The sequence below is a fragment of the Telmatocola sphagniphila genome, from assembly GCF_018398935.1.
In the GTDB taxonomy this organism is placed as follows: Bacteria; Planctomycetota; Planctomycetia; order Gemmatales; family Gemmataceae; genus Telmatocola; species Telmatocola sphagniphila.
This window is the reverse complement of record NZ_CP074694.1, coordinates 6,545,775-6,570,145: the sequence shown is the minus strand read 5'-3', so window position 1 is coordinate 6,570,145 and position 24,371 is coordinate 6,545,775. Positions and strand designations below refer to the sequence as shown.

Genomic DNA, 24,371 nt, shown 5'->3' with positions numbered 1-24,371 from the left:
CGCCCATTTTTTTTGGTTCGCTCATTTTCCCAATCGTTTGAAAATTTGCCTGTCCGAATGATAGCGGCCCTAAAATAAAGTACTTGGACAAACCCGCGCGATTAGGCTAAAAGAAATAGTACCTGCCTTGATCGTTCGACACTTTGAGGTCCCGAAATGCGTTTTCTCTCCTTCCGGCCAGTACTCCTACTGGCGATGCTACTTTGCATCAATTCCCAAGGCTACACCCAGGAAAAACTCGAACTCCAACCCAAAGACCACATCGCCCTCGTCGGCAATACCCTGCCCGACCGGATGCAGCACGAAGGTTACCTCGAAACCTACCTGCACTCCCGCTTCCCCAAACACGACCTGACCATCCGCAACCTCGGCTACAGCGGCGATGAACTCACGATCCGCTTCCGCTCCGCCGCGTTCGGCGAACCGGCCCAATGGCAGGAAAAAGTAGGCGCCAACGTGATCTTCGCCTTCTTCGGCTACAACGAATCCTACGGCGATACCGCCGGGCTCGAAAAATTCAAAAAGGACCTGACGGAGTGGGTTGTCGCCACCCGCGAAGGCAAACCCTTCGGCGTGCAAGCGAGCACCGGTGGCCGCTCTGCAAGCAAAGGCCCTTACAAACAAATCCAACGAATCGTTCTCTTCTCCCCCATTGCCTTCGAAAATCTGCACAGCACCAACCTACCAGACGGCAAAGAACATAACCGCCGGTTGAGTCTGTACACGCAGGCGATGGCCGATGTGGCCAAGGCCAATAAGGTCGTATTCGTCGACCTGTTCCACCCGACCTTGAACGCCTATCCCGCCGCTACCCGCCCCTGGACCATCAACGGCGTCCATCTGAACGATCACGGCAATGCCGAACTGGCCAAGATCATCGATACTAGCCTGTTCGGGCCGACACCTCCGAGCCCCAAATTTGAAGAGATTCGCACGGCGGTAAAAGATCTCAACTTCCACTGGTTCATGCGTTACCGCACGGTTGATGGCTACTCGGTCTACGGCGGCCGGGCCGACCTGAAATTCGTCGGCGGCCAGACCAACCGCGTCGTCGCCCAGCGCGAAATGGAAATTCTCGATGAAATGTGCGAACTGCGCGATCACAAGATCTGGGCCGTTTGCAAAGGTGAAAACTACACCATCGACGATTCGAAAACCAAGGATTTCATTCCGGTTCAAACCAACAAGCCGGGCCCCTTAGCGGGCGGCCTGCACCAGTTCCTCGATGGCAAAGAAGCCATCTCCAAGATGACGGTTGGCAAAGGCATGAAGGTGAACCTCTTCGCCGATGAGAAGATGTTCCCGGATCTGATTAAACCGGTGCAAATGACCTGGGACACCCAGGGCCGGTTGTGGGTAGCCACCTGGAATTCCTACCCGCACTGGAAGCCAAAAGATCAGATGAACGACAAGATCCTGATTCTGGAAGACACCAAAGGTACGGGTGTGGCCGATAAGTGCACCGTCTTTGCCGATGGCCTGCATTGCCCGACCGGATTCGAATTCTGGAACGGCGGCATCCTGGTGGCCCAGCAACCGAATATCGTCTTCCTGAAAGACACCAAGGGATCGGGCAAAGCCGATTATCGCGAAACCGTTATCAGCGGTATCGACAGTGCCGACACGCACCATGCCGCGAATAGCTTCGTGCTGGATCCGGGTGGGGCGATCTACTTCCAGGAAGGGACCTTCCACCATTCTCAAATCGAAACGCCTTACACGCCGAGCGTTCGCAACGCGAATGCCGGGGTCTACCGTTACGTGCCGCGCACGCAATCGCTGGAAGTCTATGTCGCGTATCCCTTCGCGAATCCGCACGGCCACATTTTCGACCGCTGGGGCCAGGATATTGTCATCGACGGCACCGGTTCGGTTCCCTATCAAGCCGCGTTGTTCAGCGGTCAGGTCGATGGCAATAACAAGCACAACAACACGCCGACGGTTTACCGGCAGCGTACTCGCCCCTGCCCGGGTATGGAAATTCTCTCCAGCAGTAATTTCCCCGAGGAAATGCAGGGCAACCTGCTGGTCGGTAATGTGATCGGTTTCCAGGGGATTCTCCGTTATAAACTGAACGATCAAGGTTCCGAGATCAAGGGGATCGAACAGGAACCGATCGTATACTCGAGCGATCCAAACTTCCGCCCCTCCGACTTGAAAGTTGGCCCGGACGGAGCCATTTACATTTCGGATTGGCAGAACCCGATCATCGGCCACATGCAACATAACCTTCGTGACCCGAGCCGCGACCACCTGCACGGCCGGGTCTACCGGGTGACCTACGAAGGCCGTCCACTCGAAAAACCGGTGAAGATTGCAGGCGAATCGACGGAAAAGCTCCTCGAACTGCTGAAGGATAACAACGATAGAGTTCGCTATCGCGCTCGCGTTGAACTGACTTCGAAGCCGACGGCGGAAGTGGTGGCGGCTTTGAACGTCTGGGTTAACAATCTCAAGAGCGACGACCCGAACTACGAACACAATATGCTGGAAGCTCTCTGGCTGCACCAGTCTCACAACGTGCTGAACGAGCAACTTCTGCTTCGCGAGTTGCGGGCTCCCGAAGAAAAGGCGCGGGCCGCGGCCACCCGCGTGCTCTGCTACATGCGCGATCATGTAAAGAAGCCGATTGAACTGCTGCGAATTCAAATCAACGATTCCAGCCCGCGCGTACGACTGGAAGCCATTCGGGCTCTTAGCTTCTTCCGTGGAGAAGAAGCCCTCTCGGCGGCTCTCGAACTTTTGTCTCAGCCGTTGGATGAAGGTTTGAATTACGTATTCAACGAAACGCTGGTGACACTCGAACGACGTTTGGGCACCGGCAAAATCGATCAGAAGAATATTGCCGCCGGGCTGGTGGCGATGCTGAATAAGGGTTCGATTCCGGACGAGCGCAAACCGGCGTTGATCGAAACTATCTGCAAGCACGGCACCAAGGCGGAATTGAAGAGCATTTGGGATAAATTCGACAGCTATCCACCGACCTTGCAGAAGAAAGTTCTGGGCTGGTTGAGTGAAGCGGCCACTTCCCGACTGGTTTTGCCTAGCGTGGAAGATGCCTCTGTGGTGAAACTGCTCTCGGGCAGTCATCCCGAATTGATTGCGGAAGCGATCCGACTGGCCGCCGCCTGGAAGACCAAATCCGCAACCCCGGAAATCGAGAAGGTGGCGACCGACAGCAAGGCCAGCCTATCGCTGCGTCAAAATGCTCTCGATGCGTTGGCCAGCTTCAAAGATGCGGAAACGCTGAAGAAGCTGACGGCTGCAGAAAATCCGCTGTCGATCCGCTTTAAGGCCGCGACGGCTCTGGCTCAGTTCGACCTGACCGCCGGTGCTAATGCCGCAGCCTCGGCTCTGGCCCTCGCCAAGGAATCGGATGATCCGGCTCCTGTGGTAGAAGCGTTTATTCTGCGTAAGGGCGGCACCGATGCTTTGGCCGCTGCTCTGGAAAAACAAAAGATCGATGCGGATGGGGCCAAGCGAATTCTGCGGGCCATGTACTTGGCCGGTAAGGACGATCCGAAGCTTTCGGCCGTCGTCAGCAAGTTCGCCGGGTTGGAGGCTTCTCCGAAGCTGCCGACCGATGCGGAAATCAAGCGACTGACCGAAGAAGTGATCGCCCAGGGCGATGCCAAACGGGGCGAAGCGGTTTTCCGCCGGATGGACCTGGGCTGCATGAAGTGTCACGCGGTGAACAAAGCCGGCGGCAACATTGGTCCCGATCTCTGTGCAATCGGCGGGTCTTCGCCGGTCGATTATGTGGTCGAGTCGATTCTCAACCCCAGTGCCAAGATCAAGGAAGAATACCTGACGAAGAGTATCACGACTTCTTCGGGTGTGACGATTACCGGGATCGTGGTCGAGCGAAACAAAAACCTGGTGGTGTTGAAGGATGCGACCGGTAAGCTCACCAAGATTCCCGTTTCGGACATCGAAGAAGAAAAGACCGGTAAGTCGCTGATGCCCGAAGGCATCACCCGAATTCTGACCAAGGGCGAACTGCTCGACCTGATGCGGTTCGTCAGCGAACTGGGCAAGGCCGGTCCTTACGCCATCCGCAAGGAAACCACGATTCAGCGCTGGAAACTCCTGAAATCGGTTCCGGCGGAAATCAAGGACAGCGTGCCCAATCGCGAACAGGTCCGAGAGATCTTCATCGGTGGCAAACCGGAAATTTGGGAGAATGTCTACTCTCAGACCAGCGGCAGCCTGCCTCTGACAGAACTGAAGAAAGCCGGCCAGAGTGTGGTCTACCTGCAAGGGGAGATCGAAGTGAAAGTCTCGGGCCAGATTGCATTCCTCATCGATTCCAAGAATCCGATCAGTATCTGGATTGACGAAGAAGAAGTTGGCAAAGGCACGTCTTCCTTCAAGTTGGAATCCAAGCTGGAAAAAGGACGGCACAAGATCTCGGTTCGCACCACTCTCCCGGCCGGAAATCCGGGCGATCTGCGAATCGAAGTGAAGAAGCCGGCTAGTTCGGTGGGTGAGTTTGAAATCGTCCATTCCGGAGAATAGTTCGGATGCTTCCCGCGGACCTGCATCTATTGATTCGACGACTGCACCTGCGAGTTCGTCGAAAGATGCAGGCCTCTCTTTTAGGTAACTATCACACTCTTTTCAAAGGCAGCGGGCTGACTTTCGAGGAAGTCCGCGAGTATCAGCCGGGCGATGACATTCGCTCGATCGATTGGAACGTCACTGCTCGCCTGAATGCCCCGTTCATCAAAACCTTTTCCGAAGAACGGCAACGCACCATCCTGTTGATGATCGACATCTCCGGCAGCCTGAATTTTTCCACCGAGATCAACACCAAGCAGCAAATTCTGGCGGAAATGGCCGCGTTATTGGCATTGAGCGCGGTCGAAAATCGGGATCGAGTGGGGCTACTCTTGTTCGCCGGCAAGGTGGAGCGGTATCTGCCACCGGGCAAAGCCCGCATGAATATCCCCCGCTTACTCAGCGATATCCTCTTGACCGAGCCGAGCGACCCACGAACCAATCTGACGGCTGCATTGGACTTCGTGAACAAGCTGAAGCTGCGTAAGGCCGTCGTATTTCTGATGAGTGATTTTCTGGCGGAAGACTATGAAAATTCACTCCGTCAGATGGCCCGCCGTCACGAAACTTTCGCTCTGAAGGTCACTGATCCGGCGGAGATAGAAGTACCTCGGAGTGGGTTAATCCGGCTTCGGGATGCCGAAACGGGGCAGATCCGTCTCATTGACACGAATCAGAAATCCTTTCCGCAAAATTTTCAGGAACAGGTGCAAAAACGCCGACGGGAATTCGAACGGACACTGGCAGCTGCTAGAATCGATTCGCTGGAGGTCTCCACTGTCGGCGGCCATCTCGAAGCCTTGATCCGCTTCTTCGAACGGCGGGCGGCCCACCCCGGAGTTCGCTCATGATCTACCAGGGCATTGAAAGCCTGCGGCCGGTCACCGGGATCGAACGGGTATCGACCGTTGAGAGGGCGGAAAGCGGGTTATCCGATTGGGAAATTCTGCGTTTTTTGGCTCTGGGACTGGTAGTAATCTTGATTACCGTTTTTCTAGTGCGCGCCCGCTGGAGAAAGATCCAACTCCGATCCCGCCAGTCCGCCCGGGAAGATTTTGAAAGCCGTAAACGGCGAATCCTGCAAGTGACCGATCCGCAAATTTCAGATTGGCTGGAACTCGATAGACTCTGCCGAGTATACTTGAGCGAGCAATTTGCAATCCCCAGCGCGACCCTGAGCGCTTCGGAAATACTGGAACGGCTAAGCTCCCTACATCCCGAAATGAACTTGAAACCAATTCTGTTACCCGGGGAGGCCGTCCGTTATTCTCCGAGTGCAATTCAAAATTTAACTCGCGAGGATTGGTTGCAGGCGAGTTCGGCCTTCGAAGAGCTGACCGCGCACCAGAACGCGAAGTTGTAAGCGAGCATTTTCGAATCGTACGGCCCGCCGGATGATTTTCGCAAACTATCCATTCCCGCTGTTCGGGAAGAAAAATCCGCGCCCTCATCCTGATTTCACTTTCTTGTCTGTCTGAAGGCAGTACTATAATTGATTCGATTAATGATTTCGTTGCAAATTTAAGAGGGTGCCTTTGATGGCCAAAGCGCTGGAGCGTCACGACGACCCGGAAACTATACGTCAGTGGAAAAATGCCGATTCGCTCGATACATATGCCGTCCGAGGCTGGGGCAAAGGCTACTTCGGAATCAACAAAGCCGGTCATGTGACCGTGCATCCCAATAAAAGAACCGATGAATCGATCGATTTGAAGCAACTTGTCGATCAGTTGATCGATCGCGATATTCAAACTCCTATTCTGCTTCGCTTCACCGATATTCTCCGACATCGCGTGGCGGAACTGGCCAAGGCCTTTTCCAACGCCATCAAGGAGTACGACTACTCGGGCGACTACTGCTGCGTTTATCCCATCAAGGTGAATCAGCAGCGACAGGTGGTCGAAGAAATCCTCGACTTCGGCAAACCCTACCAGTTCGGTCTGGAGGCCGGTTCCAAGCCGGAATTGCTGGCCGTGCTGGCGATTACCAATGGTTCGGACACGCCGATCATTTGTAATGGCTTCAAGGACGATGAATTCATCAAGATGGTGATCCTGGCCCGCAAGCTTGGCAAGAACATCATCCCGGTCGTCGAAAAATTCACCGAGCTGGAATCGATTGTACGGCACGCTCAGGAACTGGACGTTCGGCCGGTCATTGGCGTACGCGTCAAGCTCGCCAGCCGGGGCAGTGGCCGCTGGAAATCTTCGGCGGGTTATCGCAGCAAATTCGGTCTCACCATCACCGAAGTTCTGGAAGCGCTCGATTATCTCAAAGAACGGGACATGGCCGATTGCCTTCAGATGACCCACTTCCATCTGGGGAGTCAGATCACCAACATTCGCAAGGTGAAAGACGCTCTGAACGAAGCGGCGCGCGTCTACGTTGAACTCTATCGCTGCGGCGCCGGTTTAAAATTCATGGACGTCGGCGGCGGCTTGGGGGTCGACTACGATGGCTCGCAGACCGATTTTGAATCGAGCGTCAATTACACTCTGCAAGAATACGCCAACGATGTGGTGTTCCGCATCAAGAGCGTCTGCGATGAGAGCGGCATCCCTCACCCGACGATCATTTCCGAATCGGGCCGGGCAATGGTGGCTTACCATAGCGTGCTGATCTTCGATGTGCTGGGTACATCCAACTTCGATCGCTGCACGGCCCCCAGCGAAATTCCCGACGATGCCCCGCAGCCGATCAAGGATCTCTATGGCATCTACAGCGATATCAACAAAAAGAACTTTCTGGAAAGCTATCACGACGCTCAGCAGGCGATGGAGGAGACACTCAATCTCTTTCAACTCGGCTACCTGAGCATCGAACTCCGGGCCATGGCGGAACGGCTTTTCTGGGCCGTCGGCAAGAAACTGCAAAAACTGGTGAAGGAACTGGACCACGTCCCGGAAGATCTGCAAGGTTTGGATGTGCAGCTTTCCGATACCTACTTCTGCAATTTCAGCGTATTCCAATCGATGCCCGATAGCTGGGCGATCAAGCAGCTATTCCCGGTCATGCCGATCCATCGTCTGAATGAAGCACCGAGCCGCCGGGCGGTGCTTGGAGATATCACCTGCGATTCGGACGGTAAGATCGATCAGTTCATCGATCTTCGCGATGTCTCCGGCACGCTGCCTTTGCATCCCCTGACCGATGGCGAGCCCTATTATCTCGGGGCGTTTCTGATTGGCGCTTATCAGGAAATCCTCGGCGATTTGCACAATTTGCTTGGCGATACCAATGCCGTGCACGTCTACCTGGAGGAAAATGGCGAGGTCAACATCGACGAAGTCATCAAGGGCGACACGGTTCGCGAAGTGCTGCATTACGTGCAGTACTCGGCCGAAAAATTGATCGAGCGGATGCGAAAAGATGTGGAAAGGGCGCTGAAGCAGGGGAAGATTTCCGTCAAGGAATCGCGACAATTCATGCGATTTTACGAGAGTGGGATGGAAGGCTACACCTACCTGGAAGACGCCACGACGTAATGGGAGCAATCGATTCCATCGGAACTCCTGAACCTTCCCAGATATGAGAAAAGCGCGCCATATCTAAGAAGATGCAGTTTGTGCTTGCCAATGTTCCCGGTCACTCCTAATTATTCTGAACGAAGATGGATCAGAAACAGCCACCAGAGGACTCCCCAGGGAGGCTACTGGGGAAATTGTCGACGGCTAGCGGTACACTAACCGGTCCAATCCTGGTCGGTGTTTTCCTGGATTATGCCTTTGGTTGGAGCCCTTGGGGTGTGTTAGGCGGCTTGGCTCTGGGATTCATTGGCTGCATGATGTATCTGGTCCAGCAAGCGAAAGAAAAATGAGATCGATCGCCTGGCTGGCGTTGATTGGTGGACTGCCGGGACTCCTGGCCTCCACGGCTTGTTTAACGGGGATGTGGAACTATCCCTGGCAAGTACCGACGATTGCAACGATCATAGTTTTGATTCCCGCAATCATATCCTTGGGTTTGATAGTCTGGTACCGGCAGGATGGCCCGGAACTGACTCTCGTATTAATGCTGGTGGGAACGCTGCTCCGAATGGGAGCGGCACTGGGCGGCGGCATACTGGCCTTCTACTGGTTTCCGGAAGTTCGGGAACATGGTGCGGGCTTCGCGGCCTGGGGAATTTCCCTGTATGTTCTGTCGTTGATCGCGGAAACGGTGCTGGGACTCAAAGAAACTCGGAAACTCGGAACTGCATAAAACGGAATCGGACTCGTAAATATGCTCTTCAACTCTGAACCCGTACCCGTAGAACACGGCGCCCACAATCCGGATCCGATCGGTCATATTTCCGATAGCTCGCACTTTCACATATTCGATAATTTCGGCATCGACATCGGCGAACTGAAATTGGGACTGTTCGAACATCCCAAGTTTATGCTGGTGATGACGCTGGCCGCCGTGATCCTGATCGCTCTGTTCGTACCCGTCGCCAGGAAAATTCATACGGGTGCCGTTCCTCGCGGTCGGATGTGGAACTTCCTCGAAACGATCCTTCTGTTCGTTCGCGATCAGGTCGCCATCCCGGCGATAGGCGAACACGACTACAAGCGATTCCTGCCGTTTTTGTGGACCATCTTCCTGTTCATTCTGATGATGAATCTGCTCGGGATGTTCCCGTTCATTCCGAGCGTAACTGGTAATATCGCCGTCTGTGCGGCCCTGGCTTTGATTAGCTTTCTAGTCATCCACTTCAGTGGCATGCGAGCCAACCACGGTCCCTACGGTTATTTGATGACCTTCCGACCGCACGTGGATATCGAAGGCGGGCCAGCCATGAAGTTGTTCGGCTGGTTTCTCGGCTGGGGCCTTTTCGGCCTGGAAATTTTTGGGGCTCTGGTTCGCGGCTCGGTGCTCGCCATCCGACTTTTTGCGAACATGATGGCCGGTCACCTGGTTCTGTTCATGATCCTGTTCTTCATCCAGTTGATCGGGGCGGCCTCTCACGAAAGCGATGTGGCGAACTTCCTGTTCTGGCCGGTGACTGGAATTAGCGTTTTCCTGAGTGTGGCTTTGAGTCTGTTGGAATTGTTTGTGGCATGCCTGCAGGCCTATCTGTTTACGTTCTTGACGGCGACCTTCATCGGTTTGGCAATGCATCCACAGCACTAATATTTGCACGGAACGCGGGAATCGTCCCGCGATTTGTTGACTGGGTTATTGAATTACGAAAAACTCTTACTTGTAAATTTGGAGTTCTCATGGCAGTTACTTCTCGGATTTTGCTGGCTCTGTTCGCCGTTATGTTCTTCGCCGCGCCGTCGATGGCTGCCGAGAACTACCAGGGGATCGGGGCCGGGATCGGCATGGGCTTCAGCGTTCTGGGCATTGGCGTCGGTCTGGGTCTGATCGGTTTCGCTGCTCTGTCCGGTATTGCCCGTCAGCCCGAACAGGCCGGCAAGATTCAAGGCGCGATGTTCATTCTCGCCGGTCTCGTCGAAGGGGCCGGGATTCTCAGCCTGGTTCTCTGTCTGCTGATCGGTGCCAAGATCATGGGTGGCAATTAATCCTTCGGGATATCGCTAATCCCCGCAACCGGAGGAACCCCATGTTAAAGAAAATGTACGCGGCATTAGCTCTGGTGATCTGCCTGCTTTGCGGGACTCCTGCCTTTTCGCAGGACCACAAGGCTCCCGCACCGAACGGCAAAGCCGCTCCCACTCAGTTGGATGGCAATGCTCCCCTTAAAGAGCATGAAAAAAAGCCAGACGCTTTGGGTCAACTGGGTCTGACTCGTTCCGACCTCGGTATTTACACGCTCATCGTTTTCGGTCTGGTCTTCTTCATCCTTTCCAAGTTCGCCTGGAAACCGATCGTGGAAGGGCTCGACAAACGCGAAGCGCTGATCCTCAGCGCCAAGGAAGAAGCGGAAAAGTCTCTTGCGGAGACTCAGAAACTGCGTGCGGAACTGGAAGCTTCCCGCCATAAGGGCGCTGAGGAAGTCAAAGCGATGATCGATGAAGCTCGTCGCGACGCCGAGGCACTTCGCGAAAAGTTGAAGGCCGATGCGACTGCGGAGATCGCAACCGAGCGAGATCGGCTGCGTCGGGAAATCGAGAGTGCCAAAGACCAGGCTCTGACGGAAATCTGGGGCAAGGCGGTTCAGCTGGCCACCCTGATCTCCACCAAGACCGTCAAGAAGCAACTGACCGAAGACGATCATCGGAAATTGGTCGACGAATCTTTGTCGGAACTGAAGAGTTCCTTAAACAAGGCGGGATAGTCCCAGCTTTCTGAAAGCAGTGCGGAACTCCGTTCCGCTCGGTATCGGAAATCTGGTGAGAGTACTACTCATGGCTGATCAGGCAAAAGATATTCAGAATTCGCATGAGAGCACCGAGGGTTCTGTCGCTCGTCGACTGGCCCACGTCTATGCCGAAGCCCTGATGAATTCGGCGGAAAAAGCCGGCAAAGTGGATACTCTCGAATCGGAACTGGAAAAGTTACTGGAACTGCTGCAGACGAATCCCGATGTCCGGAAACTGATCTCCACCAAGGGCATCGAACGATCCCAGAGAACTCCCTTCGTCAAGAAGGCGTTCGAAGGTAACGTGGATCCCCTGCTGTACGATTTCATCCAGTTGCTGAATGCCAAGGACCGCCTGGAAATTCTGGCCGATGTCTCGCTGAGCTACCGCGAATTGCGAGACGAACGGGCGCACCGCATTCGCGTGCTGGTGAAGTCCGCTTTCCAGATGAGCGAACAACAGAAACAAACGCTGCAAAACACCCTGCAGGATTCCTTCAAGATGACTCCGGTTCTCGATGTTAAAGTCGATCCGAGCCTTCTGGGCGGCATCGTGGTGCAGGTCGGCGACGAGGTGTACGACAATTCTGTCCTCACCCGCATTAAAACCTTAAGCAATCAACTTCTATCGAGAAGCAGTTATGAAATTCAGATCGGACGAGATCGTTTCAGTTCTACAAGCTGAAATCGAAAATTACCGTTCGGCAATTGACTCCCGCGAAGTCGGCAAGGTACTCGAAGTGGGCGATGGTATCGCTCGCGTCTACGGCCTGACGGGCGTCATGGCCGGGGAGATGGTCGAGTTCCCCAAGGCGGGAGTGACCGGCCTCGCTTTCAACCTCGAAGAAAGCTCCGTCGGTGTGATCATTCTGGGTAACTACCTGGAGATCACCGAAGGAGACGAATGCCGAACGACGGGTAAACTGCTCCGAGTTCCCGTCGGTCCCGCTATGATCGGCCGCGTCGTCGATCCACTCGGGAATCCCCTCGACGGCAAGGGTCCGATCATCACCTCGGAATCCCGACCGATCGAAACTCCGGCCCCCGGGATCGCCGACCGACAACCGGTGAAGCAACCGCTTCAGACCGGCATCAAGGCGATTGATGCCATGACCCCGGTCGGTCGCGGCCAGCGCGAACTGATCATCGGCGACCGCAAGACCGGCAAGACGGCCATCGCCATCGACACCATCATCAATCAGAAATCGGAAAACGTCATCTGCGTTTACGTCGCCTGCGGACAGATGCAGGCGAAAGTTTCGCAAATCGTCGAAGACCTGCGACGCACCGGCGCCCTCGATTACACCATTGTGGTCGTTTCGACCTCGGCCGATCCGGCCCCCATGCAGTACATCGCACCGTATGCTGGTACCGCGATGGCCGAGTACTTCATGTACCAGGGCAAAGACACCCTGTGCGTTTACGATGACCTTTCGAAGCAAGCCGCCGCTTATCGCCAGCTGTCGCTGCTGGTTCGCCGTCCTCCCGGTCGCGAAGCTTACCCCGGGGACGTGTTCTACTGCCATAGCCGTTTGCTCGAACGCTCGGCCAAGATGGCGGAAAAATGGGTCATCGTTGCCAAGGACTTCGATGCGGCCCAGGCGAACGAAAAGAGTGGGATCGACGGCAAGGTTTACGTCGGCCCGCTCGACAAAGAACACGCTGAGAAATTGGCCCACGAAAAGGGCAACAAGCTCGCTAAGATTCCAACTTCCGGGGGCTCGCTGACCGCTCTGCCGATCATCGAAACGCTCGAAGGCGAAGTTTCGGCCTACATTCCGACCAACGTGATTTCCATCACCGATGGTCAGATCTACCTGCAGCCATCGCTGTTCTACGCGGGTGTTCGGCCCGCTGTCGACGTCGGTATTTCGGTGAGCCGCGTGGGGGGCAACGCTCAGATCGGTGCGATGAAGCAGGTGGCCGGTGGTTTGAAGCTGACGCTCGCTCAGTTCCGCGAACTGGAAGCATTCGCTCAACTCGGTACGGAACTCGACCCGGCAACCCAGCGACAGCTGGATCGTGGCTATCGCATGATCGAACTGCTGAAGCAGCCGCAGTTCAAACCTCTGAACGTGATCGATCAGGTCATGGTGCTGTACGCCGGTACTCGCGGTTACCTCGACAAGGTGCCGGTGAAGAGCGTCCGGGCCTGGGAAGAACAGTTCATCAAGTTCATGGCCGAACAGATGCCGGAAGTTCGCAAAGGCATCGAAAAGGAAAAGAAGATCACGGCCGATCTCGAGCCGCAACTGCAGAAAGCCATCGATACCTTCAGCCCGCAGTTCAAGGGGTAACAATCGGTCCGCGGGTGCGTGGAAACGAGAGTTTCTGCACACCTGCCCCGCCGGTAGAGACAAACTATGGCCAAACTTCGTGACCTGGTTAACCGACGCAAAGCGGTTCGCAACATCCGCAAAATTACGCGGACGATGGAACTGATTGCGACTGCACGCTTCAAGAAAGCGATGGACCGTGCCGCGGAAGCGGAGGCCTACACGCGTAAAATCGCCGCGTTGGCCGCCGACCTCACCAAGAACGCGGGCGACACCTCCCATCCGCTCTTGTCCGTCCGTCCGGCCAAGAAAACCCTGCTGCTAGTCGTTTGTGCCAACCGCGGACTGTGCGGCGGCTACAACGGCTCGATTCTCCGGGAAGCTCAGGCCGTTCTGCGAAAGAATAAGGAAGCCGGTATTGGACAGGATACCGAGTTGTCCGGCAAGCGTGCGATCGCTTTCTTCCGCTACCAGGGCATCGCTGCCCTCCAGACCTATACTCAATTCGAAGACAAGCCTTCCTTCGATCAGGTGGAAGAATTGGCCAACCGCTACATACAGATGTACACCAGCGGCCAGATCGACCGTCTGGAAGTGGCCTACATGAAATTCGTCACCGCCTCGCGTCAGGTGCCGGTGGTCGAAACTCTGTTGCCGCTGTCTTCCCTAGGCGATTCGAAATCGGCTGCAACTGCTTCGGCAGGCGGGTCTGTCGAATACGATTTCCTACCCAACGCCGCCGAAATTCTGGAATCGATAGTTCCGGTGGCCTTTAAGCAGCGTCTTTTCAAATGCTTCCTGGATGCGGCCGTGAGCGAACAGATTGCCCGCCGGGTGGCCATGAAAGCCGCGACGGAAAACGCCGCCGATCTGATCAAAGAAATCAGCCGGCAGTACAACCGGGCCCGCCAGGCGAACATTACCAAGGAAATCAGCGAGTTGATCGCCGGATCGGAAGCCCTGAAGTAACAGTCGTTCGGTCAGAGCTGCTTGAACGGAACAGGATATGACTTTAGAACGCCGGTCCCTGAAGTTCGATTCCTTCGATGAAGTGCGGGCCGATGTGGATAACTTACTGAAGGGTTATACCAAGGTCGGTAAGTGGGATCTGGCTCAGTGCTGCGGGCATCTGGCAGTCTGGGCCGGGTATCCGGTGGAAGGTTACCCGCGCGGGAACTTCCTGGTTCGAACGATGCTTGCCACCATCAAGATGACCATGGGTCGTCAGATGAGAGAACAGTGGCTGACCACCGGGCATATGAAATCGGGCATTCAGACGATGCCGGAAACTGTGCCAGCCCCGGGAATGGACGAGGTGAAAGCCGCCGAGATGCTGAAGCAGAAAATTCAGCAATTCGAAGCCTACACCGGCGAATATCAGGCTTCCCCGCTGCTGGGTGCGATGACCCGGGAGGAAGCCAGGAAGATTCAACTGGTGCATATGGGGCACCACTTAAGTTTTTTGATACCGAAGAGTTGATGATTCCGCGGGGGACGCCCGCGATAACAGACAGCAAGATCGCCCTGGAGCTACTATGATTGCGACTGCCGCAAAACTCGGAAAAATCATTCAGATCATCGGCTCGACGTTCGATATCGAGTTTCCCGATGGCCACCTTCCCGATATTTACAACGCTGTCAAAGTCGACGGCGACAATAAGGGTATCAAAATCAAGCTGGTGGGCGAAGTACAGCAACATCTGGGCGGCAGCCGGGTGCGAGCGGTGGCTCTGGGCAGCACCGATGGTTTGATGCGGGGTATGGATGTCGTCGACACGGGGGCCTCAGTACAGGTTCCCGTGGGCTTGGGAACGCTCGGTCGCGTTTTCAACCTGCTCGGCGAACCGATCGATGGTCGGGGCGAAGTGAAAACCGACGAAAAGCGTTCGATTCACCGCAAACCACCGAAATTCAACGAACTGTCTCCCAAGTCCGAACTGCTGGAAACCGGTATCAAGGTTATCGACCTTCTGACCCCGCTGCCTCGCGGAGGTAAAGCCGGTCTGTTCGGCGGGGCCGGTCTGGGCAAGACCGTTATTCTTCAGGAACTCATCGCTCGTATTGCGAAGGTGTACAAGGGCTATTCGGTGTTTGCCGGCGTGGGCGAGCGAACCCGTGAAGGGAATGACCTCTGGCTTGAAATGCAGGAAACCAAAGCCGGAGCCGGCGCCGACGCCAAATCGGTTATCGATAGCACGGCCATGGTCTTTGGTCAGATGAACGAACCCCCGGGAGCCCGTCTGCGAGTCGCATTGAGCGCTCTGACGATGGCCGAATGGTTCCGAGATTCGACCGGGGCCGAGACCCTGCTGTTCGTCGACAACGTCTTCCGCTTCTCGCAGGCCGGTTCGGAAGTGTCGGCTCTATTGGGCCGTATGCCTTCCGCCGTGGGTTATCAACCGACTTTGGCCACCGAAATGGGTGAGTTGCAGGAACGCATTACCTCGACGAGCAAGGGAGCTATTACCTCGGTCCAAGCCGTGTACGTGCCCGCCGACGACCCGACTGACCCGGCTCCCGCGAATACCTTCCAGCACTTGGATGCCTTTATCTACCTGGAACGATCGATCTCAGAAAAGGGGATTTACCCGGCCGTGGATCCGCTGGCTTCCAATAGCCGTCTGCTCGACCCGCAGTACATTGGCGAACGACACTTTGCCGTGGCACGCCGCGTTCAGACGATTTTGCAGCGCAACAAGGAACTGCAGGACATCATCGCTATCCTCGGCGTCGACGAATTGAGCGAAGACGACAAGAAGGTCGTGAACCGCGCTCGCCGAATCGAACGCTTCTTAAGCCAGCCGTTCATCGTGGCCGAGCCATTTACCGGCAAACCCGGTAGCGTGACCAGCCTGGCTGATACGATTCGCAGCTTTGAAGAACTGTGCGACGGCAAATGGGATCACCTGCCGGAATCGGCCTTCATGTATGTCGGTGTCATCGAGGAAGCGGATGCCCAGGCTAAGAAGATGGCGGCAGCGAAATAAGTAGTCAGCTTTCAGCTTTCAGCGAATGTTGATTAGGCTGGGTACTTCAGACGATGGCCGAATTTACTAATAGCGAAAACGGTTTTTTTAGCTGAAAGCTGACCGCTGAATGCTCATGGCTGACCGCTACTAATCGAAAGAATATCATGAAAGAACTCCACTGCGAAATCGTGACCCCAGAGAAGAAGGTTCTGGAAGCCACCGCGGAGTTTATCGTTCTCCCGATGGAAAATGGTGAACTCGGCGTACTGTTCGACCACGCCCCGATGATTGGCAAACTCGGCAAAGGGGAAGTTCGACTGACCCACAACGGCGTCGTCAAAAAGCTGATTGTCGATGGCGGTTTCGCTCAGATCCGCTCGAATGTGGTCAACGTGCTCACGCCTCGCGTGAAAATGGATTGAAAATTTTCGCTCGCCCAACAAATCCTCTTTTATCTCGCCCGCGAATTCTCGGCCTACACCTCAATTCCCGAAATCTTTCAAATTTCAGTATTTACCACCGCAACTTTCTCCGTGGACTATGGTTCGTTTAATTAGGTTTGAAAATCATATCGAAGCATAGAGGGGTTAATAATGCGTATCAATCTTACCAATCGATTGGCGGCATTCTCCGCAGCGGGCTTTCTCTTATTCGGGTTCAGCAGCCCGGCCATGGCCACCGGACCGGTGGGCAGCGTGACGGGTGTTTCCAAAGCGGTCAAATCCAATGGTTCGCCTTTAACCGGGGCCATTCACAGCCTGCAGCAGATCAAAGTCAGCTTGGAAAAAGCCGACCACGATTACGGCGGGCACCGGGCCAAGGCCATTCACGACATCTCCGAGGCCGAACACGAATTGCGGGCGGCCAACCATGCTGCCCATCAGCAAGGAAAGAAACCGGCTTCCTCATCGAACTCCGCCACCAAAACCAAACCTGCGGCCAAACCGGCCAACAATTCCAATTCCGGCGGCGGCAATAAAGGGAAAATGACCGAACCACAGCCTCTTTCCGATGCTCAGATCGCTGCTGCGATTCCGGAACTCCAGGCCGCCGAGAGCTATTTGAGAGGCGCCGGCCACGATTTCGGTGGACACAAGGAAAAGGCTATTCAGGATCTGAATAAAGCTATCGGACAATTGAAAGAAGCCCTGGCTTACATCAAGAAAAAAGAAGCCGGGGCCAAGACGAACTGAAAGTGAGACCTGTCGATGCGGGCTGCGATCCAACCGAGGGGGTCGCGGCCCTTTTTCATTCTCTAAGCGTAGGGAACTTCGTTGATCGAGTTTTCGAATCGAGCGCGGAATGCTTCCGGCGTCATCTTCACAACATCGGCCAACTGCTTCAGTTTGGCGGCATCATCGAAATCGCTCTTCTCCAGTCGAATCATGTACCGGCGAGCACAGTGGTAAGATTCGGAATCGACGTTTACGCGGCGATTTTTCATCCGTTGCGTCTTGGGGTCGATCATCTGCTCGAAAGGCAGCGGAACCATGCGACCGTCGATGAAGCTGATGACCGCACCGTACTGAGAAGCAGCTTCGCTCGTCAGGAACTTGACCGCTCCGTAACCCAGATCGCGGGTATATTCCGCATCGAACGGTATCGGATCGGCCGAACGCAATTCGTAGCCCAGATCCTTGGTGATGAAGTCGACCTTCTGGCCCAATTCCAGCAGTTTCTTCTTCAGATAATCCTTCACAATGCGGCCGAAGTCGATTTCGCCTAGCCGCAGGTGACCGTGCGGGTCGCGCTCCAGGTGGCCGTAGTGGCTCAGAGCTTCTTCCCCCAGCGCTTTCAGAAGGCCAGCATCGCCGATCGATTCGATCAAACCTTCGGCCAGCACCACGACGCCGTAATCCTTACCGACCAGCTTCCGCTTGAGGATGGAACCGATGATGATGTCCGAGAGCGATTCCAGCGTCACCGGTTTGTCGCGGAATTCTTCGGGAATGATGCTGATGGTCGAGGCGGAAGCTTTGCCGATCCCGAGCGCCAGGTGGCCCGCCGCCCGACCCATGCTGACGATGATGTACCAGCGACCGGTGGTGCGAGCATCCGCATGGAGAGCCCGAGTGGTCAACACGCCCAGGTGCCGGGCCGTTTCGAAACCGAAGGTCGGCGTGCCTTCGGGCAACGGCAGATCGTTATCGATGGTTTTGGGTACGTGGCAAACGCGAATGAAATGGTCCGAGGGCTTGGCTCGAGGTGCACCCGGCCCCACCCGCTTGGCCACCTGGCTGCCCGAATAGGCTGTGTCGTCGCCACCGATGGTCACGAAGGCGGTCAGTCCGAGCTTTTCGAAGACTTTCAGCACGCGGGCCATGTCTTCTTCTTTTTTCGCCGGGTTGACGCGGGCAGTTCCCAGAATCGAGCCGCCGCGAGTATAGTACGGCGCGACATCGTCGGTCGTCAGTTTTCGCCAGTGCGTGTCGGATCCTTCGACCAGATGCCGAAAGCCGTTTTGAAAGCCGATCACTTCCATGCCGTGATTGATGGCTTCGATGGTTACCGAACTGATGACCCCGTTAATGCCCGGAGCCGGCCCACCACCTACGACAATTCCCAGTTTGCCTTTAGACATTTGATACTGTTTCCTGCGTTGTAATATGCGTATTGTTTCATCGAAGAATTACGGATTGACTGGGGTTTTTCAAGTGCGCGGCCTACTTCCGGGACGACCGGAGCACAAATTATGAGAAACGGGTGTTCAAACGTTCGATCCGCCGTTTACGTTCTTGCGGTAATCCCCCGCGGGGAAGTAGAATAAAGGTAGTATTCCCTCCTCGAAAGCTCAAGGATCGGCATGAATTCGTTGCCGGCTAGTTTGCGACTGAAACTGGACGAACTGGCACGCCGTACCCGTCAGGGTCAGCGGATCCAGGGCGTCTGTCGAGTCAGCCTGATCCTGGCTATTCTCGCAGTTTGCATAATCCTGCTCGATGCCCAGCTGGATCTGTCCCGCTGGCTGCGGGTCACGCTGTTTTTCAGCTGGCTGGCTATCGGCGCGGGTCTCTGGAAAATGTGGCTGCGAAATCCGCTGCGGGCTCCGCTGGACCAACTCGGTTTGGCGGCCCTGGTCGAAAAGCAATATCCCCGCCTGGGCGAACGCCTACTGACGGCGGTGGAACTGGCCGAGCATCCCGAAAGCGCCAACGGCTCCTCTTCCTGGATGAATCAGCTGCTTGGCGATGCCGATCATCGAACCAAATCGCTCGATTTCACCACCACGGTTCCTTTGCGCGGCTACTGGACCTTCGCCGGGTTCAGTCTAGTGGCTCTCGCGCTGATGCTGACACCCCTTTATTTCATCGAAAATTCCGCCGGCCTGATCAAACGATTTGCTCTCCCCTGGCGCGACCCGGCTCTCGATGCCGGCTTCCGCATCGTTATTACTTCAGGGGAGACCGGCGTACCCCGCGGGGCCAACCTGGTTCTTTCCGGATATTTCGAACCGACGAAATCCAAGCCGAGCTTTCCCCAGAACGCCCAGCTCGTTGTGCGGTTGCCGGACGGACAAATCGATACGCAAGCGGTGACGATTGAAAAAGAAAACGTCTTCTTCGCCAACTGGGATCGGGCAAACTTCGATTTCGAGTATCGCATTGAAAGTGGCCCGGTGAAAAGCGAATGGTACCGGGTGCATGTTGTGGAACCGCTGGAGATCATCGGCGGGCTCACGGAGATTTCGCCGCCCGCCTACACTCGAAAAACGGGAGAACCCACTCCAAAGGTCTCTGGTCTGGGGGACTTACAGGCAATCCAATACAGCACCATCGAGCACCACATTCAGTTCAATCGAGCTCCCATCGCCGCCACATTGGAATGGACTCCGGAAGATCAGAGTCGCTCGGCGACGAATCCCGCGAAAATCACGCCACTCGATATCCAGAACAGCTCCGTGGTTTTGCAGAGTCGTGCCCTGCAACCGGGCAGTTACCGTCTGCACGTCGAGGCCGAATATCATGTGATGTTCGATTGGCCGGCACAGCCCCTGCGAGTCAAGGTGGATCTGCCGCCCAAGTTTACCCAGGCGTCTGGATTCACCGACCAGACGCGCACGGTTCGACCGGATGAAGTCATCGGCATCGGTTTCGCGCTCTTGGACGATTTCGGGCTGGGTAAAGCCTTTCTGGAATATCGCATCAATCAGAAAGACAGCATTCAGCAGGAAATTCCGTTGAAACTGTTGAACCCCGCCCAGGGGGAAGCCCAATATCGACTCGATCTGCGCGGCAAGGTGAAAGACGGCGACACCATCGAGTACCGGTTGATCGCTTTCGACAATCGGGACCTTCCCGAAGAAAAACTCGGCCCGCAGCGTTCAGTCTATCCTCCCGGTGAACGTTGGGCCGAGTTGCGCATCTCCAATTCCGCCGATCCCCTGGATGAACAGGAAATCGAAACGCGACGAAAGTCCTTGGATGAAAAAATTCAGTCGGTGGTTCGCGATCTAGAGAACTCTTTCCAGGGGACGCAAAGGCTACGCAACGACAGTTCCCGGCAACGCAGTTTGAATCGCGAGCAAAGCGAAAAACTCCGCGAGATTCGCGAAAAGACCGGCGATAATCGATCCGCACTCGACACCCTCGCCCAAGAGATCGAAGTCATTCCCGATCTGGCCGCGCTGAAACAAGGGTTGCGGGAAGTGAGTTCGGAATCTCTCAACAATGCCGAGGCTTCTTTGGCCGAAGCTCAGAAAACTCCGGGCGAGCCTCGACGCGAAAAATTCGATGCCGGTATGGAGAGCATCGCCCAGGCGATTCAGAAGCTGGAAAAACTCCGCAAGCTGAATGATAAACTGGCCGCCGAGCAACGCACCCGACAAAAAGTGGATCGGCTGGGGCAGGAAGAACGACAACTGTCCGAGCAGGCCAAGACCAGCGATCCGGCCAAGCTCACCGAGCTCGATGCCCGGCAGCGCGAAATCCAGGAAAAATTGCAGCGTCTGGTGGCCGATAATGAAGATCTTCGCAACGCCCTGAAAGCCGGCGACAACAGTGAAGTGAATAGTTTGATGACGCAGTTACAGGCTCTGGCCGAGAACTTGAAATCACTGTTGGGCGCTCAACAGGAAGCCTTGAAGGAAGAACGGGGGGGCAAACTCAGCGATCTGGCGCAACGTCAGAGCAGCCTCGCGAGTCGGATTGACGATTTCGTCCGCCGCACGGAAACGACCGTGCGATCCAACCGCCTTGCCCCGCTGTCCTCGACCAGTGCGCGCAAAGCCGAATCGGACCTGATGGAAGGCCGACCTAGTGATGCTTTCGATAACCAGGTCCGCTCCGCGCTGGAAATCGAAAAATTCGCCCAGAAGCTAGCCGAGGCCGCTGATAAAGTGCGCGATCCCCGCGAGGCGGCCCGGCAGCTGGCCGAGGCGCAGGATTTCTTCCGAAAGCGTTTGGCCGAGGAGACGCAGAAGAAGAATTTCGACGAACTTCCTGCGGACAAGCAAAACGCTTTGTTGCTGGAACAGAAATCGATCAACGAGGCCATTGCCGCTTTGAAGCTTCCGAGTGATGCCGCCTCACCGCTGCAAGAACGAAAGCAGGCGAGCGAAAAGGCACAGGAAGCCGTCGATCGATTGCAGAAAAAAGCCAAACGCTCCGAAGTAGATGATTCTCTGCAGAAAGCCAGCGATGCCCTGCGCCGCCTGGCCGAGAAACTTCCCAGCCTGGGTGATCGCATCGCCCAAGCCCGCAAGAACCTGACCACGATGCGAAACGAATTGGAAACTCTCAGCCGTCAAACCGATCTGGCTCTCCGACCGCTGGAGAAGCAGCCGCATTCGGAAAAATTGAATCGGGAAGCTTCGGGGAAGTTAGTCGAGCAGGCGCGGAAACTGGAGAAGTTGCAGGAAGCCCTCAACAAACTGGATCTTCCTGAAAACGGCGATCGCATTCAAAAAGCCAAGGAAGCGGCCAAGCGAGCCTGGGAGGATCTGAAAGCGGGCCGGGTGCAGGACATCGCCGGTTCGCAACAAACATTACGCCGTGAACTCGATCGGCTCGATCAGGCTTCGGCAGGCATGAAAACTCCTGAACAGCAGGTGGCCGAGCTAGCAAAACAGCAAAAAGATCTGAGTGAGAAAATCGACCTGCTCAGCAAAAAGCCGCGCACGGAGAAAGAAGACTGGGCGCGGCTCGGGAAGGAACAGTCCGATATCATTCGCAAACTGCAGGCTCAAAACATCGGCGAAGAGCCGCGCGGCAAGGAAGATGCCCTGACTCTAAGCCGTAAGACGGAACAGAATTTGAATGAGGCCAAAGTCGAAGAAGCTCGAAAGTCCTCGCTCGAGACCGAAGAGCATTTGCAGCGTCTGGCCGAGCGCATGGCCAATCCCGAGGAGGCCGCCCTCCAGGCGAAACGTCTGAGTAAAACGCAGTTGCTGGATGCGGAATCCCTGGAAAAACCCTCGGCCCGCAAACTTTCCCCACAGGCGATGAGCGAACAGAAAAAGCAATTACAATCGGCCATCGACGAACTCCGGCAGATTCCCGGAGGCGACGAAGCGGCGGCGGAAAAGCAGAAAACCCTCGAAAAACTGCAAGAGGCCCTGAGCCAAAATCCGAATGATCTGGCCAAAGCCCGAAAGGAAGCCGCCGAGGCTGCCAAAAAATTCGCCGACAAATTGCACCCGACGACGGCCTCCGAACCGAAGCCGGAATCCAAAGCGGAAAACTCCGGGGCGCTCCCGCAGAAAGCCCAGGCGGAGGAAGCCCGCAAACTGGCCCAGGAACAGAAACAGCTCAGCGACGATACGCTTCGCCGTAAGGAGGCAATGAAAAACACCAACCCGGAGGGCGATAAAAACCCCCTTAAGGAAATCATCGCCAAGCAGAAAGCCATCGGCGAACAGGCGGAAACTCTGGCGAACGGACTGGGAAAAGCTCCGATGCCGAATCCGGATATTGTCGATCAGGCGAAGCAGGCCAAGCAGGCCGCCCAAGACACTGCGAAAGAATTGTCGAACGGCCGGATAACCCCGGCCAAAGAGCAGGCGCGAAACGCGAAAACCCAGTTTGAAAAGCTGCTGGAGGAACCCGAGGCGAAAAAGCTGGCACAGAAAGAACAGGAGATCATCGCCGCCTTGGAGAAACTCGACAGCAAAGCCGGCCCGGCTCAGCAAGCGGACCGGCTCGAAGAGCTTCGCCAGCGTTCCAATGAATTGCAGAAGAAATTCCAGGATCTCACTCAACGCACGGCCGAGCAACCCGAAATTCAGAAATCGGCTCAAAGTTCCCAAGAGGCCACTCAGCAGGCCGCGAAATCGATGACTCAGGCCCAGAAGCTCAATCGGGAGGATCAACCCGAAACGGCCCTTAAGGCCATGCAGGAGGCTTTGCAGAATCTGGAGACCGCTGTCAAACAGCATCAGGCCAAGATTGATCCGCACGCCGAGTCAATGGCTCAGGCCGGTCAGTCCCTCAATGATGCTCGCAAACAGATGGAAAACGCCCACCAGGAACTCGTCCAAAAGACTCCGGCAAAAGCGGAATCCTCCATGAAGCAAGCGGCCGATTCTCTTCAGAACGCCGCCCGCCAGATGCGCGTACAACAACCGCAGCAGACCCCTTCGAGTGTGACTGAGAATCGCCAGGGACCGCCGGCGGGTGGTGCCCCCGTTGTACCGCGCGGACTCTCCGAGCTAAAAAACATCAGCCCCGAGGCGGCCAAGCATTCGGGGAAAGCCTGGGGCGATTTGCCCGGGGAGGTACAGGCAAAGATACTTCAGGATATGCGAGCGCACTACGGGGAAGATTACGCCAACAAAATTCGCTACTACTTTGAAACCATTTCCGAGAGAAAATAAAACGACTTCATGACAGCGCCTCCCCGACTGGAAATTCGACGGACTTCGCACAAAGGTCGCGGCGTCTTCACGCTCGATCCCATCGTCAAAAATCAGCTCGTGCTGCCCATGCGGGGCGAGATTCTGCGCGGCGATCAACTCACCGACGATATGCTGGCCATGCAGATCGGTCCCGATCTCTGGTTGTGCTCCGACGGGAACCGCCTCGACGATTGCGCCAATCACTCCTGCAATCCCAACACCGGTTTTCTGACCGGAAAGCCGGAGCTCTTTGCCTTGCGAAATATTGATGCCGGCGAAGAAATCGTCTGGGATTACTCGACGTCTCTGTCGGAACCAGGCTGGACTCTCGATTGTGCTTGCGGAGAAGCCAACTGTCGGAAAGTGGTGCGATCCTGGGGAGAACTGGAACCGCTGCATCGGGAACGGCTGCGAAATTGGACTTTAGAATACATCCGCCATTTGTAAGTTTCTAGAACAAGGGTTTCGTTCTTCTTCCGGAGTCTTAG

The 24,371-nt window shown here is 55.6% G+C and carries 19 protein-coding genes; 18 read left to right on the top strand and 1 reads right to left on the bottom strand.

The features are described 5' to 3' along the window. Window positions 1-156 precede the first annotated feature (156 nt). From KIH39_RS26330 to KIH39_RS26255, 16 genes are all read left to right on the top strand, one after another. Complete coding sequence (locus KIH39_RS26330) at window positions 157-4,518, top strand: PVC-type heme-binding CxxCH protein (protein WP_213497137.1); 4,362 nt, start codon at window positions 157-159, stop codon at window positions 4,516-4,518. Between the two features lie 5 nt (window positions 4,519-4,523). Further along, the gene (locus KIH39_RS26325; RefSeq protein ID WP_213497135.1) at window positions 4,524-5,411 is read left to right on the top strand and encodes a DUF58 domain-containing protein; all 888 of its coding nucleotides are present in this window, start codon (window positions 4,524-4,526) and stop codon (window positions 5,409-5,411) included. Continuing rightward, window positions 5,408-5,923, top strand: a complete 516-nt coding sequence (locus KIH39_RS26320) for a hypothetical protein (protein WP_213497133.1) — start codon at window positions 5,408-5,410, stop codon at window positions 5,921-5,923. The genes KIH39_RS26325 and KIH39_RS26320 overlap by 4 nt, the downstream gene beginning before the upstream one ends. 175 nt (window positions 5,924-6,098) lie before the next feature. Further along, a complete protein-coding gene (gene speA, locus KIH39_RS26315) occupies window positions 6,099-8,045 on the top strand; it encodes a biosynthetic arginine decarboxylase (protein ID WP_213497131.1) in 1,947 nt (648 codons plus the stop codon). A 176-nt stretch (window positions 8,046-8,221) separates the two neighbouring features. Continuing rightward, complete coding sequence (locus KIH39_RS26310; RefSeq protein ID WP_213497129.1) at window positions 8,222-8,377, top strand: hypothetical protein; 156 nt, start codon at window positions 8,222-8,224, stop codon at window positions 8,375-8,377. Next, entirely contained in the window at window positions 8,374-8,760 is a 387-nt protein-coding gene (locus KIH39_RS26305) for a hypothetical protein (protein ID WP_213497128.1), read from the top strand. Before KIH39_RS26310 ends, KIH39_RS26305 begins: the two co-directional genes overlap by 4 nt. Before the next feature lie 21 nt (window positions 8,761-8,781). Further along, window positions 8,782-9,672, top strand: a complete 891-nt coding sequence (gene atpB, locus KIH39_RS26300; protein ID WP_213497126.1) for a F0F1 ATP synthase subunit A — start codon at window positions 8,782-8,784, stop codon at window positions 9,670-9,672. A gap of 152 nt (window positions 9,673-9,824) precedes the next feature. Next, a complete protein-coding gene (gene atpE, locus KIH39_RS26295) occupies window positions 9,825-10,067 on the top strand; it encodes an ATP synthase F0 subunit C (RefSeq protein ID WP_390623724.1) in 243 nt (80 codons plus the stop codon). Between the two features lie 41 nt (window positions 10,068-10,108). Then, entirely contained in the window at window positions 10,109-10,783 is a 675-nt protein-coding gene (locus KIH39_RS26290; RefSeq protein ID WP_213497123.1) for a F0F1 ATP synthase subunit B family protein, read from the top strand. A 70-nt stretch (window positions 10,784-10,853) separates the two neighbouring features. Beyond that, window positions 10,854-11,492, top strand: coding sequence for an ATP synthase F1 subunit delta (gene atpH, locus KIH39_RS26285; protein WP_213497121.1), 639 nt, complete (start codon window positions 10,854-10,856; stop codon window positions 11,490-11,492). Next, window positions 11,449-13,104 carry a F0F1 ATP synthase subunit alpha gene (gene atpA / locus KIH39_RS26280; RefSeq protein WP_213497119.1) on the top strand — a complete coding sequence of 552 codons (1,656 nt, stop codon included), beginning with the start codon at window positions 11,449-11,451 and terminating at the stop codon, window positions 13,102-13,104. Before atpH ends, atpA begins: the two co-directional genes overlap by 44 nt. 66 nt (window positions 13,105-13,170) lie before the next feature. Then, complete coding sequence (gene atpG, locus KIH39_RS26275; RefSeq protein ID WP_213497117.1) at window positions 13,171-14,052, top strand: ATP synthase F1 subunit gamma; 882 nt, start codon at window positions 13,171-13,173, stop codon at window positions 14,050-14,052. A 37-nt stretch (window positions 14,053-14,089) separates the two neighbouring features. After that, window positions 14,090-14,563: a DUF1569 domain-containing protein gene (locus KIH39_RS26270; protein ID WP_213497115.1), complete on the top strand. Its 474-nt coding sequence runs from the start codon at window positions 14,090-14,092 to the stop codon at window positions 14,561-14,563. A 55-nt stretch (window positions 14,564-14,618) separates the two neighbouring features. Continuing rightward, the gene (gene atpD, locus KIH39_RS26265) at window positions 14,619-16,070 is read left to right on the top strand and encodes a F0F1 ATP synthase subunit beta (RefSeq protein ID WP_213497113.1); all 1,452 of its coding nucleotides are present in this window, start codon (window positions 14,619-14,621) and stop codon (window positions 16,068-16,070) included. A gap of 146 nt (window positions 16,071-16,216) precedes the next feature. Further along, a complete protein-coding gene (gene atpC, locus KIH39_RS26260) occupies window positions 16,217-16,474 on the top strand; it encodes an ATP synthase F1 subunit epsilon (RefSeq protein WP_213497111.1) in 258 nt (85 codons plus the stop codon). Window positions 16,475-16,645: 171 nt separating this feature from the next. Continuing rightward, window positions 16,646-17,245, top strand: a complete 600-nt coding sequence (locus KIH39_RS26255; protein ID WP_213497109.1) for a hypothetical protein — start codon at window positions 16,646-16,648, stop codon at window positions 17,243-17,245. A 62-nt stretch (window positions 17,246-17,307) separates the two neighbouring features. Here the strand turns inward: KIH39_RS26255 and pfp are convergent, their stop codons facing one another. After that, entirely contained in the window at window positions 17,308-18,633 is a 1,326-nt protein-coding gene (gene pfp, locus KIH39_RS26250) for a diphosphate--fructose-6-phosphate 1-phosphotransferase (RefSeq protein ID WP_213497107.1), read from the bottom strand. Window positions 18,634-18,855: 222 nt separating this feature from the next. On the opposite strand from pfp, the gene KIH39_RS26245 reads away from it, so the two are divergent. Both KIH39_RS26245 and KIH39_RS26240 read left to right on the top strand, forming a co-directional pair. Further along, on the top strand, window positions 18,856-23,862 hold the full coding sequence (locus KIH39_RS26245; protein WP_213497105.1) for a hypothetical protein: 5,007 nt from the start codon (window positions 18,856-18,858) through the stop codon (window positions 23,860-23,862). A gap of 9 nt (window positions 23,863-23,871) precedes the next feature. Further along, complete coding sequence (locus KIH39_RS26240; protein WP_213497103.1) at window positions 23,872-24,330, top strand: SET domain-containing protein; 459 nt, start codon at window positions 23,872-23,874, stop codon at window positions 24,328-24,330. The last annotated feature ends 41 nt before the right edge of the window (window positions 24,331-24,371 follow it).